The organism is Megasphaera paucivorans (assembly GCF_900103535.1).
GTDB classification, from domain to species: domain Bacteria; phylum Bacillota; class Negativicutes; order Veillonellales; family Megasphaeraceae; genus Megasphaera_A; species Megasphaera_A paucivorans.
In genome coordinates this window covers 190,594-207,144 of record NZ_FNHQ01000001.1, presented here as the reverse complement: position 1 = coordinate 207,144, position 16,551 = coordinate 190,594, and the positions used below count along the sequence as shown (strand labels likewise).

Annotated in this window: 17 protein-coding genes and 1 tRNA gene; 14 read left to right on the top strand and 4 right to left on the bottom strand. The window is 39.9% G+C overall.

Annotation, left to right across the window (positions count from 1 at the left end; all coding sequences use genetic code 11):
* Positions 1–55: 55 nt before the first annotated feature.
* From BLR11_RS00970 to BLR11_RS00955, 4 genes are all read right to left on the bottom strand, one after another.
* A complete protein-coding gene (locus BLR11_RS00970; protein WP_091647382.1) occupies positions 56–1,624 on the bottom strand; it encodes a BCCT family transporter in 1,569 nt (522 codons plus the stop codon).
* Between the two features lie 13 nt (positions 1,625–1,637).
* Positions 1,638–2,816, bottom strand: a complete 1,179-nt coding sequence (locus tag BLR11_RS00965) for a CaiB/BaiF CoA transferase family protein (RefSeq protein WP_176762818.1) — start codon at positions 2,814–2,816, stop codon at positions 1,638–1,640.
* 10 nt (positions 2,817–2,826) lie between these two features.
* Positions 2,827–4,011, bottom strand: coding sequence for a CaiB/BaiF CoA transferase family protein (locus BLR11_RS00960; protein WP_091647378.1), 1,185 nt, complete (start codon positions 4,009–4,011; stop codon positions 2,827–2,829).
* A gap of 125 nt (positions 4,012–4,136) precedes the next feature.
* Entirely contained in the window at positions 4,137–5,276 is a 1,140-nt protein-coding gene (locus tag BLR11_RS00955; RefSeq protein WP_091647377.1) for an acyl-CoA dehydrogenase, read from the bottom strand.
* Positions 5,277–5,719: 443 nt separating this feature from the next.
* Here BLR11_RS00955 and BLR11_RS00950 point away from each other — a divergent pair, with 443 nt between their 5' ends.
* The 14 genes from BLR11_RS00950 to BLR11_RS00900 all read left to right on the top strand — a co-directional run bounded on the left by BLR11_RS00950 (position 5,720) and on the right by BLR11_RS00900 (position 16,541).
* A complete protein-coding gene (locus BLR11_RS00950) occupies positions 5,720–6,784 on the top strand; it encodes an FRG domain-containing protein (RefSeq protein WP_091647375.1) in 1,065 nt (354 codons plus the stop codon).
* A 59-nt stretch (positions 6,785–6,843) separates the two neighbouring features.
* Positions 6,844–7,341: a hypothetical protein gene (locus tag BLR11_RS00945; RefSeq protein WP_091647374.1), complete on the top strand. Its 498-nt coding sequence runs from the start codon at positions 6,844–6,846 to the stop codon at positions 7,339–7,341.
* A gap of 107 nt (positions 7,342–7,448) precedes the next feature.
* Positions 7,449–8,960 (top strand): terminase large subunit, encoded by a 1,512-nt coding sequence (locus tag BLR11_RS00940; protein ID WP_091647373.1) that lies wholly within the window; start codon positions 7,449–7,451, stop codon positions 8,958–8,960.
* A 24-nt stretch (positions 8,961–8,984) separates the two neighbouring features.
* Positions 8,985–9,134 (top strand): hypothetical protein, encoded by a 150-nt coding sequence (locus BLR11_RS14050; protein ID WP_176762817.1) that lies wholly within the window; start codon positions 8,985–8,987, stop codon positions 9,132–9,134.
* Positions 9,135–9,147: 13 nt separating this feature from the next.
* On the top strand, positions 9,148–9,318 hold the full coding sequence (locus tag BLR11_RS14045; RefSeq protein ID WP_176762816.1) for a hypothetical protein: 171 nt from the start codon (positions 9,148–9,150) through the stop codon (positions 9,316–9,318).
* Positions 9,319–9,321: 3 nt separating this feature from the next.
* Complete coding sequence (locus BLR11_RS00935) at positions 9,322–9,747, top strand: hypothetical protein (protein ID WP_091647371.1); 426 nt, start codon at positions 9,322–9,324, stop codon at positions 9,745–9,747.
* A complete protein-coding gene (locus BLR11_RS00930) occupies positions 9,748–10,197 on the top strand; it encodes a DUF2829 domain-containing protein (RefSeq protein ID WP_091647369.1) in 450 nt (149 codons plus the stop codon).
* A gap of 143 nt (positions 10,198–10,340) precedes the next feature.
* A tRNA-Ser gene (locus tag BLR11_RS00925) sits at positions 10,341–10,428 on the top strand.
* A 35-nt stretch (positions 10,429–10,463) separates the two neighbouring features.
* On the top strand, positions 10,464–12,803 hold the full coding sequence (locus BLR11_RS00920; protein ID WP_143006379.1) for a portal protein: 2,340 nt from the start codon (positions 10,464–10,466) through the stop codon (positions 12,801–12,803).
* Positions 12,804–12,822: 19 nt separating this feature from the next.
* Positions 12,823–12,975 carry a hypothetical protein gene (locus BLR11_RS14040; RefSeq protein ID WP_176762815.1) on the top strand — a complete coding sequence of 51 codons (153 nt, stop codon included), beginning with the start codon at positions 12,823–12,825 and terminating at the stop codon, positions 12,973–12,975.
* A 27-nt stretch (positions 12,976–13,002) separates the two neighbouring features.
* Positions 13,003–14,280: a prolipoprotein diacylglyceryl transferase gene (locus BLR11_RS00915; protein ID WP_091647365.1), complete on the top strand. Its 1,278-nt coding sequence runs from the start codon at positions 13,003–13,005 to the stop codon at positions 14,278–14,280.
* A gap of 27 nt (positions 14,281–14,307) precedes the next feature.
* Entirely contained in the window at positions 14,308–15,507 is a 1,200-nt protein-coding gene (locus tag BLR11_RS00910) for an SU10 major capsid protein (RefSeq protein ID WP_091647363.1), read from the top strand.
* A 69-nt stretch (positions 15,508–15,576) separates the two neighbouring features.
* Positions 15,577–15,915, top strand: coding sequence for a hypothetical protein (locus BLR11_RS00905; protein WP_091647361.1), 339 nt, complete (start codon positions 15,577–15,579; stop codon positions 15,913–15,915).
* Positions 15,912–16,541, top strand: a complete 630-nt coding sequence (locus tag BLR11_RS00900) for a hypothetical protein (RefSeq protein ID WP_091647360.1) — start codon at positions 15,912–15,914, stop codon at positions 16,539–16,541. Before BLR11_RS00905 ends, BLR11_RS00900 begins: the two co-directional genes overlap by 4 nt.
* Positions 16,542–16,551 lie beyond the last annotated feature (10 nt).

Sequence of the window (16,551 nt, the reverse complement as noted above, 5' to 3'; positions counted from 1 at the left end):
GCCTATTTGTACAGATAAGGCTTCTTTTTTCATGCGTTCATGACATGTTTCGTTTTTATTCCACAGGTTTGATGTCTTCGCTCTTTGCAGCTACTTTCTTTGTATCCAAGATTTCACCATAGTCTTCGTGAAGCCATTTCATAAAGGACAGTACCATCATTACCATAACTGCAATCAACGGTAATGCCAAGATAATTGAGGACAGCTGTACGGACTGTAATCCGCCGGTAGTGAGCAAGCCAGCGGCGTAAACGCCGAGCAAGATAGCCCAAAGAGTGCTGACTTTGTTATTTGGTTCTTCACTACTACCGATATCCTTGGATACCTGAGAAGATAGTGTATACGCAGAGGAACTGATCGTGCCACTCAGAAAAACCAAGCACATGACAGCAAATACCGGAATGATTAACGTTTCTGCCATTGGCAAGGTGCCCAAGATAGCAACGATAGTGCCATCTGGTGTCATGGTTTTAACAATCTGAGAGATGTTTAAGACATCCGTAATCTGGAGATTGATGGAATAACCACCCCAGACAGCGAAGAATACCCAGCAACCCAGGCTACCGAAAAAGAGTTCACCGAAAACTAATTCCCTGATTGTACGTCCCTTGGAAATCTGGGCTACGAAGAGTCCCATCATCGGTGAGTAAGCAATCCACCAAGCCCAATAAAAAACGGTCCAGCTTTCGGTAAATCCCGTATGAGCAATGGGATCGGTAAAAAGACTCATGCGAATAAAGTTCGTGGCCATGAGGCCGATGCTGTTGACCCAGGTGTTGAGAATAAAGATAGTCGGCCCGGCGATGAAGACAAAGGCTAACAGAAAATAAGCCAAATATGTCTTAATGTCGTAAAGCTTGGAAATACCTTTCTTCAGTCCAAAGAAGACCGTGACACAAACGAGAGCCACAAAAGCAACAAGGACTACTAGCTGCAGATACAGGCTCTGTTCCAAGCCCATGAAATGGGCGACCAAAGCAGATACGAGTGGTACAGCCAGACCTAACGATGTTCCAACACCACCAATCATGCCGAAAATAACTAGGATGTCAATAATTTTACCAATAATACCGTCAGCTTTGGAACCAAGTACTCCCTTGCAGGCCGTGCTGAAACGCAACGTTCGCAACTTCTTGACATGGAGTGCATAAGCAATGGGAAAGGCCGGTAAGGCATAAATAGCCCACGGGGTAATGCCCCAATGGAACTGACCAAGCATACCGGCCCATTCGGCGGCATCCGTGCTGTTCGGCAAGATTCCGAGGGGGGGGGCACTTATATAATAGGCAGGTTCAATAAAGGCCCAGCGAGCGATAGCAATACCGATGCCGGCGCAGAACATCATGATGCCCCATTTATATGTAGAGAATTCCGGTTTGTCATCAGGTCCTCCAAATTTGATACTACCCCATTTGCTCAGACCGAGCCAGAGCAGAAACGTGACACAGAAAAAACCATAAAGCAGGAAGATAAACTTAAAGTTTCCCGTAACACCCTTAAAAAGTGCATTGACGATGTCCGCACCTTCTTCTTTAAAGAGTACGAGTGGCAGGGAGATCAGCAACGTAACAAGAATTGCCGGAAGCATTAATGCATAGTCTATATTACCCTTTGTGTTTTTCATTAATTTCATCTCCTTATACAATATTTTTACTGTGGAAATCGACTAACTCCGCATCAGTATAGCCTAATTCTCGCAACACTTCATCCGTATGTTCACCTAACAGCGGTGAAGGAATATTTGTTACCGGTGGATTTTTGGAAAGCTTGATAGGATTGCCAACCAGTTTGATCGGTCCGAGTCCAGGATCTTTCAAGCTGATGACCATATCACGAGCTTTTAGTTGGGAGTCTTCAAAGGATTCGGCAATATTGATGACACCTGCTGCGGCAATGCCTGCCGGAGTCAGTAGGTCCACAATTTCACGACGTGTTTTGTCTTCAATGGCCGTTTCAATGATTTTCTTCAGCTCTGCTACATTAGCCAGGCGCCGATCATTCGTAACAAACCGGTTATCATTGGCGATGGTAAGATTCAAAGCTTCGCAGAAGGGCATCCACATGACTTCCTTCTTTACAGAAATGGCGATGTAACCATCAGCACATTTATAGATATCGCCCGGCGCGTAGTAGGGGTTCACATTACCGATACGGGAAATCTTTTTTGCGAAATTAGCATATTCCAGAACCGGATATTCTGCCATAGAAACAAGCGAGCCCAGCATAGAAACGTCGACACGCTGGCCCTTGCCGGTCTTGAGTTTGTTATAATACGCCAATAGAACACCGACCAACAACATTAAACCACTGTAGCTATCGCCGATAGCTGGTCCGATTTTTGTCGGTGTCTTGTCGGGGAAGCCGGTCATGTCCATAATGCCGGCCATGGCCTGAATAACATTGTCATAAGCTGCAAATTTAGCATATTTACCAAAGCGGCCAAAGCCGTTGATAGCTGCAAAGATGACTTCAGGATTAACTTGTTTGAGTTCATCATAGCCGAGACCGTATTTTTCTAAGGTACCGCTCTTAAAATTAGAAATGACAATGTCTGCATTTCTGACCAAGTCGAATACGATATTCTTGCCTTCTTTTGAAGTAAGATTCAATGTCAAGCTTCGTTTTCCTCTGTTAAAGGAAGAATAGTAAGCACTATAGCAATTTTTGAATGGTCCCCAAAGACGAGCTTGATCGCCTGTATCGGGTCGTTCTATTTTAATAACTTCAGCACCGAAGTCTCCTAATTCGAGTGAACAGTATGGACCTGCATAGGCATGTGTAAAGTCGATGACTTTTACTCCTTCTAATAATTTCATAGGTATCCTCCTAACAATGTTGATTTTCAACAAATTCTTTAATGGCATCTGCTGTATAGCCGAGGCCGTCCAATACTTCTTCTGTGTTTGCCCCAAGTTCCGGGCCATCACAGGAAATTTCTGCTGTGCTTCTACCTAATTCAAAAGGCAGGTTGGGTACACACATCTGTCCGAACTGTTTGCTTTCCAATTCACACATGAAATGATTAGCTTTCGTATTTGGGTGAGACATGATTTCACTGATATCAAAAACGGCGCTGCAGGGAATGCCTTCGACGCGGCATTTTTCTTCGATTTCACTTTTCGTGTAAATCATGGTTTCCTTTTCTACAAGGGGACGCAACTTGTTGAGATAATCATCGACACGACCTTCGTTGGTCTGGAAACGCGAATCTTCTTTCAAATGTTTCAGTTCCAGGGCATCACAAAATTTGAACCATTGGGCATCGGTGGCAATGCCGATAGCGATGAAACCGTCTTTTGTCTTGAACGTATCATAAGGAGCACAGGACGGGTCAAAATTACCCTTACGCGTATGGATTTCTCCGACTGTCGAATAAGCTGCCGGTGCTGCTTCAATACAGTTGAACAGTGAATCGACGAGAGAAACATCTAACTTTTGTCCGCCGCCATGGCGTTCCCTGTTGATTAAAGCCAGCATAATTCCGGCAGCTAGGTTGCCGGAAGCATAGTGTTCTCCAACAGAAGGTTCCAATTTGATGGGTTCCTGTCCAATGACACCGGTCATGTCCATGGCTACGCTCTTGGCCTGGGCCACAAGACTAGAGCCCGGGCGGTTCTTGTCGGGGCCGTTGTCACCAAACGTAGAATATTGCACGTAAATTAAATCTGGATTGATATCCTGCAAAATTTCATAACTCAGTCCGATAGTTTCCATGTAACCGGGTTGGAAGCTTTCTACAAAAACATCAATTTTTTTGACCAATTCCAGAATAATTGCATTTCCTACTCCGGAAGCAATATCCAACGCTACAGACTTCTTACCGCCATTTAGATAATTGAAATATAGACTCCGTCCGTCTTTCAGTGGTTCCCATTTCCGTGTCATATCACCGGCACCGGGTTTTTCCACCTTTATGACTTCAGCACCAAAGGCAGCTAAGTATTTTGTTGCCAAAGCAGGGGCGAGACCTGTTGATAAATCAAGTATTTTAATACCGTCTAAAAGTTTCATTCCATAACCTCCTCGATAATGATAGGTAATCAAAACATCATTGTTATATTTTTCACAAAGTTTTTTTATAAGAAATGTATTTGCCTGCACAGTTTATAGACAAATACATTTCTTACTTTGGAGGATTATTTCAACAAGGCACCGGCAATAACCATTTGCTGTACCTGTGTGGTACCTTCATAAATCTGAGTAATTTTCGCGTCACGCATATAGCGTTCTACTGGGTATTCACGGGTAAAGCCATAACCACCAAAAATTTGTACTGCATCTGTCGTAACTTGCATCGCTACATCTGAAGCAACCTTTTTGGCAATAGCTGCTGACATGGTATAGTTGGCACCAGTCGACATATCATACGCTGCCTTGTAGACTAGCCAACGGGCTGCTTCTACTTTAGCCTTCATATCTGCCAGCATAAAACTGATAGCTTGGAATTTAGCAATGGGTTTGCCGAACTGGATACGTTCCTTCGAGTATTTGATAGCATGATCCAAAGCGCCTTCGGCAATACCAAGTGCCTGAGAAGCGACCCCAACACGACCACCGTCGAGGGTCATCATAGCAATTTTGAAACCTTCGCCTTCCTTTCCGAGTAGGTTTTCTGCGGGAATCTGCATGTCCTGAAAAATAAGTTCACGTTGTACGGAACCATGAATACCCATCTTTACTTCTTGTTTACCGTAAGTAAAACCAGGTGTTCCTTTTTCTACAATAAAAGCACTTAAACCCTTGGAACCCTTGGATTTATCTGTTACAGCAAAAACCACGGTGATTTCTGCTTCGCCACCATTGGTGTTAAAAATTTTGGATCCGTTAAGGATGTAATGATCACCATCCTTAATCGCGGTTGTACTACCGTTGAGAGCATCCGTACCAGCATTCGGTTCAGTAAGGCCAAAAGCACCTAATTTGGTACCGCTTGCCAATGGTACTAAATATTTTTGTCGTTGTTCTTCCGTGCCAAATTTGTAAATTGGCCAAGAGCATAATGTCGTATGTACTTCTAAGCTGAGGCCGATGGAAGCATCGACCTTGCAGAGTTCTTCGCAAGCCATTGCCATGCTCAGATAATCAGCACCGACACCGCCATATTCTTCAGGAAAGGGTATTCCCAACATTCCCAATTCTCCTAATTCGTTTACCAAGGAGCGGTCAAAAACTTCTTGTTCATCCCGTTCATGTACTGTCGGCAACAGCCGTTTTTCGGCAAAGTCCTTCGCCAATTTCACAATATCTTGATTCATTTCGTCATAAACAAATTCCATAATATACCTCCTAATGATGTAATGGTGATTAAATTATTTCATGCGATAATATATATGCAATATTTATGCCAAATATTTTTATAGAAAAAATGCCTGTAATAAGGCATTTTTGTTTGTGTGCTATTCGTTTAAGAATAATCTATTCACTTTTGAATATATTCAAAAGTGAATAAGATACATGATAAATATGATTTTTAGTAATTATAAAATATATTTGAGATAAATAGTTTATTTTTATTCGCGGAATAAGAAGCTTCAAAAACTGTTATACTATATACAGTAGAATTATGTAAAACACTACTACAAGTAATGAGTTTGCATAGGTCTATGATTCAATGTCTCCTTTCTGGATAGCCGTCACTTGATACAGTGGCGGCTTTTGATTTAATTGAGGTGTTAATTCTTCGAACTTTATGATATTATCGTAATTGAGGTGATATCCTATGGAAGAAGAATGGCAAAGCGTAAAAACGGTTGAATATGACAGCTTTTTAGAATTTTATGAAGAAAATTTTATTGAACCTATAACCAACAAAAAGAATAGGACAGGCAAATGTCTTGAGTTTAATTATAAAGATTTTATTTTTAGAGGAATGCACGATGCTTCTTATGAATTAATTCCTTCATTTCACAGATGGTTTCGGAGTTCCCCTTATTATTCTTTGGTTTCAGGCAATTATCAGACAGCGTTTGAGAGTTGTTTTTTTAATGAATTTAAATTTTTAGAAGAATTTTATAAACAATGTAATTTTCAGGGATTACCTATACCTGGAGATATTAATCTTAGCAAATATCAATTTACTCAAATATATAGCAATAAAGAAATTTTAGAAACTATGACAAATACTGATTTAGAAAATATTAAGAAAAATGTTTTTGAAAATGTAATGGAAAAGGGTCAATGGGTTTCTGATATGTATTTGAATTTTGTTGCGTTAGCACAACATTATGGTTTGCCAACACGAATGTTGGATTGGACTTTTGATGTAAGAGTTGCTGCGTATTTTGCAACTCTTAAAAATTTAAAAAAAAGAACGAATAGATCGTATGTTATTTGGGCGTTGAATACAGCTGAAATTGGGACTCTTAGGTATAAAAAGATTAAAACACAACAAGATACTATCCCATTAGAATTTGTAGTTCCTCAGTATAGTCAAAATCCTAATATATGTGCACAAAAAGGTATTTTAACAACATGGCGGTTAAACTTATGTACCGATGAAGGAAAAGAAAGTTATGAGAATGAACTACGAGATACAAATAATGCAGCATTAGAAAAACTTATTTCAGATTATTGTAAAAACAGTTTTAATGATGACGACTGGAAAGGAATTGTTAAAAAGATGGATAATGAAGCCGTTTTATATAAATTCATATTCCCTAGTGAAGATATTAATTCAACTTTACGTTTTTTACGAGAACAAGATTATCTAACAGCACATTTATTTCCGGGGTATAAAGGTTGTGCAGATCAAAGTAAAAATTGGAAGGTATTAGGATTGTTATAATAGTTAATTTACAGCACTCAGCAATGGGTGCTTTTTTAGTACGTAAATTAGGTGATAGTATGGCAAAAGCAGGACGTAAAGGAAAATATGAAAAATGGCTGACGAATGAAGGGCTGTTGCGTATCCAAGGCTGGGCACGTGATGGACTGACGGATGAACAGATAGCCGAGAATATGCAGATTGGTGATCGGACATTTTATGAATGGAAGGTCAGATTTCCGCAGATAGCGCAGGTCCTAAAAGAATCCAAAGATGTAGCTGATCGGCAAGTAGAAAATGCATTACATAAAGCTGCCTGTGGTTGGGAATATGACGAAACAACGAAAGAACCAGATAAAGACGGCAAATTAGTGGTAACAAAGGTTGTACATAAAGTTGTGCAGCCTAATCCAACGGCACAGATATTCTGGCTTAAAAATCGTAAGCGGGATGAATGGCGTGATAAGCAGGAAACCGAGATTACCGGTAAAGATGGCGGCCCAATCAATGTATGCAATATGAGTGATGAGGATGCTGATAAGCGTATTGCGGAATTAGAATCAAAGCAAAAGCATTGATATTTTTGTGATTGTTGTATGTTTATACATTAATATACCTAGTATAACGGGATTGATAACATAAAGTTGTCAGTTCCGTTTTGTGTTTATACAAAGTGGTGGTTTTGATGGCACTAACTAAAAAGGAAAAAAATGAACTGCTGCAACTGCTTGAATGGCGAGAATGGAAGCATAACAAGACGGCTTTTATCCAAGAATGTTGTTTGACACGAGATGAAGCAGATGAAGGAAAAGTAAAACACTTTCCGGAGAAGGATTATCTCAAACGTGTTGATAAGATTATTACAGGAGAAAAAATAAGTATATTCCCGAAGAGTCGCCGGATGATGATGACTTGGAGATGCCTGGCTAATTTATTATATGCAGCAATGTTTAATCCGAATCTTGCTATATTCATTCAATCTAAGAAGTTTGAAGACAGCACATATCTTATGAGTGATGACCGATTATTATTTATGTACCATCATTTACCGATGCATCATTCATGGCCACAGATTATCCGGGCAACGAAAGATAAGCTCGGCTATGGATACATCCAATTCGACAATGGTACTACATTTATGGCCATCGCTGAAGGACCAGACCAGTTACGGCAGTATACAGCCTCTATTTTGTATGCTACTGAAATGGCATTCTGGGAAAAGGCAGAAAGCACATGGAACAGTTTCCGGCCTGTTATCCAAGGCGGAGGGAAAATTATCGTGGACAGCTCGGCTAATCCGGGCTTTTTTAAACGGTTAGTTACAGGGAAAATTAATGAACAGTCAGATGATAAGGAACTGGAATCACATGATGATTTAACAGGTGTTCATGAATATCGTAGAAATGGTGCTTATATTGCACGTATCCATTATACGGCTGATCCGATAAAGCGTGATCCTGTATGGATCGCTAATGAAAAAGCCGGTGCAACAACTGAAGGCTGGGAACGTGAATATGAAATCAATTGGAATGTGTCCATTAATCCGAAGTATTACCCAGAATTTTCCTATGAACGTCATGTAGCTAAAGAACCATTGAAACCGTTGGAAGGACGGCCATTAGAACGGACATGGGACTATGGACTTACACCGGCGACATTAATAGCGCAGCAGACGGCAAAAGGTCAGTTGTTAATACTGGATGAATTGCAGTCATTTGATTGTGGAATGAGAAATCATGCTAAAGCAGTACGGGCAGAAATGGGGACATTTTATTCAGGCTATGCCGCAAATGATACCGGTGATCCGGCAGGAAACCAACGCTCACAGGCAGATGAAAAGACGGCCAATGAATTATTGCAGAATGAATTTGGTATCTATGTATCGCCGGGGGCTATTACACAAACAGCACGGAGTGAAGCGGTGAGGTATTACCTAACGACACTTACATCAGATGGACAGCCAATGATGTTGATTGATCCATCGTGTACAAGGATTATTGAAGGATTCCAAGGCGGTTATCATCGTAAGGTTGTTGCAAATCGTATCTTAGATGAACCGGAAAAGAATGACTACAGTCATTTAATGGACTGTATCGGATATCTATGTGCGAAGATGTATGGCCAAAAGAATACCAATTGTTTTGATGAATGGAAAGCTAAAAGCCGTGGCCGGGTACGTAAAGCCGGTTGTATGTAAATATTATGTAAGGAGGTGATGATTATGCGTACACGCGAAGAAGATGAAAAAATTATTGATGGTTTAGTAAAAGATGTAGCTGCTTTAAAAGAAAGTATGGATAGTAACGAATCAGGGAAATCCACAGCTACAGCCAATGAAGGTACTCAACAGAATACCGAACCCAGTAAATAAGGAGTAATGAATTATGGCGAAACGTAAAAAAGTAAAAGGATTTAAGAACAATGCTGTGCTCATTGCACAACGTCAAGGAGTATCATTGAAAACGGCATCCGCAGAACTTGCCTCTGGTACCCGCAGGGCATCGGCAGGCGCCAGACGAAAAAATCCGGCATTGAATAAAGTCAGGGGAAAATAAAAAATGACAGAGCCTATTATAGAATTCACATCAATTAAGCAAGCCTATGACTGTTTACATGAATGGCAGAATAGATTGTTTTTAGATGATTGGATTATCAAATTAAATCTGTTGCCACGTATTCAAATGACGGATGATGATGCAGGTCATAACACATTTCAAATAACCAATAAGGCATCTGTTATTAGTATTTGCATTCCAGATGATGATGCTAAAAGCCGCATATCTAAATTCTGTCAGGAACTTATTTTAGTGCATGAATTATTACACCTTAAATATAATTTAGTTGATGCATCAAATCCTTCTTATGAAGAAGTATCCCTAATGCAGACGGAACACATGTTACTGGAACAAATGGCAAAGAGTCTAATTATGGCAAAATATAATTTACAGAGAGAATGGTTTATTAATTTTAAGGAGGATAAATAAATGGAACAGTATATTGGAACGAAAATCGTTCATGGTGAACACATGACAAAAGGAAATGCAGAAAAACATCTTGGACATCCCGTTGCAAGTGGTGAAGATAACAATGCCAATGGATATTTAGTTGAATATGAAGGTGGTTATCAATCATGGTCGCCAAGAGATGCGTTTGAAAATGCATATAAAAAAACAAATGGTATGACTTTTGGATTTGCTATTGAAGCGGTAAAACTTGGAAAGAAAGTTTGTCGTAAAGGTTGGAATGGTAAAGGACAGTATATTGAACTTGCTACTCACGTAAGTTATATGAATCCAGATAATAAAATGCAGAATGTAAATCATGATCAAATGGGTAATAAGGCTATAGCATTTGTAGGAACATCTGGTATCCAATTAGGCTGGCTTGCAAGTCAAGCAGACATGTTAGCAGATGATTGGCAATTTGCAAAATAAATTATAGCAATACCTTATTCATATAAACATTTGGTAACGGTTTAGCCTGTCGAGATATTAACGCATGGTATGTACGTTGATACAGTAGACGGTATTTAACGTGCCGATATAGGGGCAGTGGCATACACACTGTCCTTTTTTGTGGAAAGGTGACCGAGTTGGTTTAAGGTACTTGTTTTGAAAGCAAGAGAGCGAATTGCTCCATGGGTTCAAATCCCATCCTTTCCGCCATGTACTACGAAATCTTAATGAAAGGTGGTGAAAGTATGGAAGATATTAATAATTCGATAGCGCAGGCCGGTGACCAAGCACAAGGATTGATTCCTATGCAAATGCAATCAGATACACCGCCACAAATGCCGCAAAGCTTATTTGGACAAGGACAGCAGCCGTCATTATCTGACTGGTTGATGCAGCAAGCGGAACCAACAGATGAACCAGTGTCACTTGATACGCTTTCACAAGATGAAATTGACAAGATTATGACCTCTGTAAAAGATGGGATAGCGGTATCAAAGGAATACTATGAATCTGTTGTAGAACCGAAATTAATTGATCGTCAACGGTTAGTTAAGGCTGATCAAAAACTGTATAAGGAAAAATTCCCGCAGTTATCAGAGCGCAGTAAATTTGTCTCCTATGATATTGCTAATGTAATTGACTGGATTAAGCCATCATTAGTAGAAGTTTTTACGGGTAGTGAAAGTCCTGTTACGATTGCGGGCAATACCATTGAAAATGATGATACAGCAACAACATTGCAGCGGTTGATAGAGTATCAGCTCACACGTAAAAACAACTATACATCATTAATCAATGATGTTGTGACTGATGGTTTAGGTTTAAATCTTGGAGTATCAAAATGTTGGTGGAAGCGAGAAGAAAAGCGTGACCATTATAAAATGATGTTTAATATTGCCGACGTGCAGACTGCAATCATGCTGACGGAAGCGACTTTAAGCGGTGACATTGAGATTACCGATATATCTTCGATCAAAGATGCAGATGATCTGTATAAAGTCGAATTTGATCATGTAAAGCTTATCTCCAATTATCCGGTTGTTGAGTATGTTCCGCCGACAGAATTAAGATTTACGCCGGAAGAATCCAGTATTCAGCAGTGCAAGTTTGTTGCTCATCGTAAGATTGTCAAAGGTGATTATCTCAAACGGAAAGAAGCGGACGGCGACTTTAAAAATGTTGATGAAGCATTAGAAAAAACGGGAGATACAACTTATACAGCTGCCGATATATACAATAATCCAGTATTAACACAACCAAAGATGCAGGCCACAGACAGTGATAATGCTAGTAAAGATGTGGAATTATATGAATGCTATCTTAAAGTAGATTATAACGATGATGGTATTTATGAATATTTGATTGTACATTGTGTAGGAGATACGCCATTGTCTATTCAGACAAATGAGTTTGGCATTGCCCCTTTCTTTACCATTTCAGCCACACGGGATAACCGTCGTATTTTTCCGGAAGAAGGATTTGCAGAACAACTTGAACCGTTACAGGATCTTAAAACGGCACTCATACGGCAAATTATTATTAACGTTGCTAAGAATAATGACAGGCAGAGTTTTATCAACTATTCCAAAATTGATGCAGATGCTTTGTTTGCCGGTGAAGAATATGTACCAACAAAGGATGATCCATCAACCGTTATATATAGTGTACCGCAATACCAGATATCCGAAATGGCAATGTCAATGATTGAATACGCTGAAACGGAAGTAGAAAATCGTTCAGGCAGTACAAAGTATAATCAAGGTCTTGATGCTAATAGTTTGAATAAAACAGCTACGGGGCTTACTGCTATTCTTGGACAAAGTGATAAACGTATTAAACTTATGGCACGGCTGATAGCTGAAAGTTGGATTATTCCGATGGTGCGTTTCCTTATTCTGCTTAATCAAAAGTATGGCGAACCGGTACAGACTTTTCCTTATAAAGGGCAGAACTTATCTATTAGCAACAGTGATATGGATATGGATGTTGACTTAGTAATTAATGTTGGCGATGGCGCAGGAACAAAGGAAGCAAGGATACAGTCGTATATGGCTCTTCTTGCAAATGTATTTCCGACACTTGGCGCACAAGGCGTTGCTACACCAAACTCATATTATGAGGCAGGGTCGGCACTATTGGAAGAAATGGGATTGAAAAATACATCAGGTATTCTGCTTGATCCTTCAAGTGATGAAGCTAAACAGCAGCAGCAACAAGTACAACAACAGGCTGTTCAACTGGCGGCAATTAAATACCAAGCGCAATTAGAAGCACAGCTTGCCGTTGAACAGATGAAGAATGAAGGCAAACTTGCAGTTGCACAGACACCATCAGTCAGGGCAAATTTAGACGATTTACCGCCTAATACACAAATGCAGATTATGAATGCCAATGCAGCGACGAATGTTACACCAATGGATATCGCAGAAAAGGAGTTGCTTAAACGTGTTGGAACAATTCAAAACCCGCTTGGAACACCTACGGGACAAAACAGTGGGGCAGGGCCAAGCATACAAGGACAGCAACAGCCGCAAACAATATCTGGCGGGACTTCTCCAACAGGGACAACAAGCGGACAATCTTAAAAACTTTCTTGATGATTTTATGAAAATTCAAGAACGGGAAGCTCTTAATCTGTTTCCTAAAGTACAGTATCCAGAGCAATTGCAGGCACAATATAGGACAGCAATTGCTTTTTATAATTATATGATGAGCATTATAAAACTTGCCAAAAGCAAGAAAAATGATGCGGACTAGATTTTATTATGGGAAGGAGAAAAACAGGTGAAATTTGATTTTAATTTACAACGATTTGCAGAAGGTGGAGAAGCAACTCCATCCACTACCACGGGCGCCCCCGCAGGAACCCCGGCATCAGGAACGCCTAGTAATGAACCAGCTGCGTCACCAAAACAAACATCTACACCAGTGTCTGAGGAAAAACCAGCTCAACAGGTAAAGCTTTATATTGATCGTTCAGGGCATCGTCGAATTATTACGAGTGCTGCGGAACCAACGCATTCTACTGATGATGCAGCACAAGAAGAACAATCGGCAGCAAAACCGGCGGAGGTTACCGGCGAAGGTGATAAAGAAACATCATCAATAGAGGAAGAAACAGCAACGGAAACCCAAAAGGAATCCAATGAAGCTACTGTAGCCGATAAACCGGACGATACATCAGAGGAGAAACCGTCTGATACAAAGGATACAGAGGTTAAGTCGACCAATACGGAACCACTCATTAATACCCAGCCATATACTCTTGAACAGTTAAATATGGCAATCCAGATGGGAAATGTTAATGAAGGGCGTATTCCACCTCAATATCTCTATCAGTACAATCAGTATAAATCACAACAAACGCAACAGCAGCAAATGATGCAGACGCAGCAGGCACAATTGAAACAGCAACAGCAGAAACAGGCGGTGGAGCAGCAAAAACAATTATATGCCAAGATTGATACTATGGCTAAAGATGCTGCATTAAAACAGTTGGGGCTTACTGCAAAGGATCTTGAAATTGCTGAATATTCTGATGATGCAAATGAAAAGGAAAAAATCAGTCAATATCAAACAGCTCTTGAATGGAATAGGCAGCAGCTTATTAACGGTGTGCAAATGCAGCAGTATCAAAAACAACAGGCGCAGCAGTCGCAGAAAAGCGTTTATAACGATATTGCGACTTTTGTTACAGATGCCATGTCAAAAGAAAAAAACTTTGCTGCTATTAATCAGTTTATGAGTACATACTACAAAGCAATGCCATATCAAGATGCTCATATAATTGCGGATGCCGTAAATGCGATGAATGCCGGTACGATCAACCCGCAACAATGTAAAGTATTGCAAAAGTACTATGAAGACAGTCGTGTTGCTTGGTATGCAAAGAAAAATGATTTATCTACTACGCCTAAAAAAACACCTGTTCCAAAGGTTGAGAAACCGGGAACCGGTACAACATCAACGCCGAAAGCGTTTGACTTTAATAAATTACGTACTGTCGGAATCCGTGATCGGCGTGCCATGCTGCATAAATTTTGGTCTAAAGAACGAAAATAATTTTTTTAAACAAAGGAGAAAATAAAAATGCCAACAGATGTACAAAGAAACCTTGGTCCTTCCTCTTCGCAGTCAGTATCCTACGAAGCAATCGGACATTCAGAAGATTTAACACCGATACTGTATAATATTGATCCGGAACAAACCCTGTTCCTGCCGAAATTCGGTACAACAAAACCGGCAACTGAACTTGATTTTACTTGGATGACAAAAGGCCTTCGTCCACCTCAGGACAATGCTCATCTTGAAATGGAAGATTATGCCTTTGGCAAAGTCGGCAGCATTCAAGGTATGAGCAACAATATCCAGCGTTTCCAGAACTCCGGTTATGTAACCGATGATCAAAACCTGATGGCAAAGGCATATAACAATGAACATGGCTCTGATCTTGATGATGCCAAGTTTGATGCTATCCTTGGACAATCCAAAGATATTGAATATATGCTTGTTACCAGCAATAAAAAAGTGGCAGGAGATGCTACTACTCCGGCGCGGTCCGGTGGTGTTCCATTTTTTATGCAGCTTTCAAATGAAGCGGTTACGATTGATACTACTACGGGAATATTTACTGTTGCTGATACCCTACATTTACAAACGGGTGATGTTGTGTACTTTACGGCAGATAAAATACCGGGAGGATTGAAATCCGGATTAGTATACTACATCCGTACCGATGATACGAATCCAACCACCAAATTTACGATTTATAATACTATGCAGGGTGCTATTGAAAAAGATACAACGCAGCAGGTCATTCCTACTGATAGTGGTACAAAACCGTTTGTTGTAAAAAATAATGTTATTGCCCTTGACGGTAAAACAGATTTTACACTGGATGATATTAATAACGCAATGGAAATGGCGTTCCGTCGTGGAGGTAATCCTACCGAAATGTTTATTTCTGGCCGTAAATATCAGGCTTGGAATAAACTTGTTTTGGCACAGACTACTACGCAACGTAGTAAAGATAAAAGCATTAGTATGGTGGCGACGACTTATACAGGAGCATTTGGTACTATCAATGCTAATATCCATCCGCTCTATCCGGATAACCGTATTGATATTCTTGACATGCAGTACTGGGACAACCGATTCTTTACCAAAACCCATGAAGTACAGGGATTACCTAAAACTGGTACCTATGATAAGTTCGTTGTTGAAACAAAAATGGGACTTCAAGGTACGCAGCCAAAAGCGTCCTGCTCTATTATCAATATTCCACGGTAAGTTTTTAATCATTAAGAGGCATAGGAACATTGTTTTCTATGTCTCTATTTTTTTAAAGAAGGTGATGCAATGAAAGTAACAAAACAATCCCTTCATACCGAAAAAAACGGCACAGTGGTATTGCGAAATAAAATTGACTGTTCTGATGAGGTAAATAAGGTACGGGAATACAATGAAACAACAAATGGTTATTTTGGTGACAAAAACGGACGTTGTATGTTTATGGGCTGTATTCCCCCTGCTTTTTGGAATTTTGATCCATGGCTTATTACCGCACGGCGGGCGCAAAAAGAGGGAGATATGCGGACATACTTACGAAATTTGAAAAAGTTCTTTGATCTTCATCAAGCATTCAAAGTCAATCACAAACGTATTTATTGGCGGGGAACGGGGGCATTTTTATTATGATATCGGTTAAGGAGTTAATGAAACTTATCCGTTATAAGACAAAAGATAATAATGCTGTACAATTCAGTGACTATGATATTATTCAAGCACTGAATGAATGTATTCGATATGTAAACCAGTATTATGCACTAGCAAACAGTGATTTTTTGGAAAAGGCTGTTCATATCAGAGAAGATACGATTAACGCTCAAATTGATGCAGATAATGTTGCAAATAACACATCTGTACCGCATATAGACATGAGGATGACCGGTATAAACCTTCCTGATGATTTTATTGACATTGTTGCAATTGAACGGACATGGAATCGGGTACAGCTTGAACCGTGTCAATCCATTAGAGATCCACTTCCACATCAGTATAAAATAGTGGGTGGCAAGTTGTATGCAGGCGTGAAAGACCTTGATATGGTATATAATGCGGCTATTGCAGGCGTAAAAACAGAAACTGATAATGTTAATATTCCTGATATATTTAAAGATGCGTTATGTAAAATCAGTTGCACTATACTTGCAAATAATCCGAATGGAGATACTATGGCACAGGCTGTAGAGGATGTTTTGTCAAATATTGTTCCTAGGCGTAAATATACGAATGCGCATAGACAGATGCCGTTTTATTGTTAGAGGTGATTTA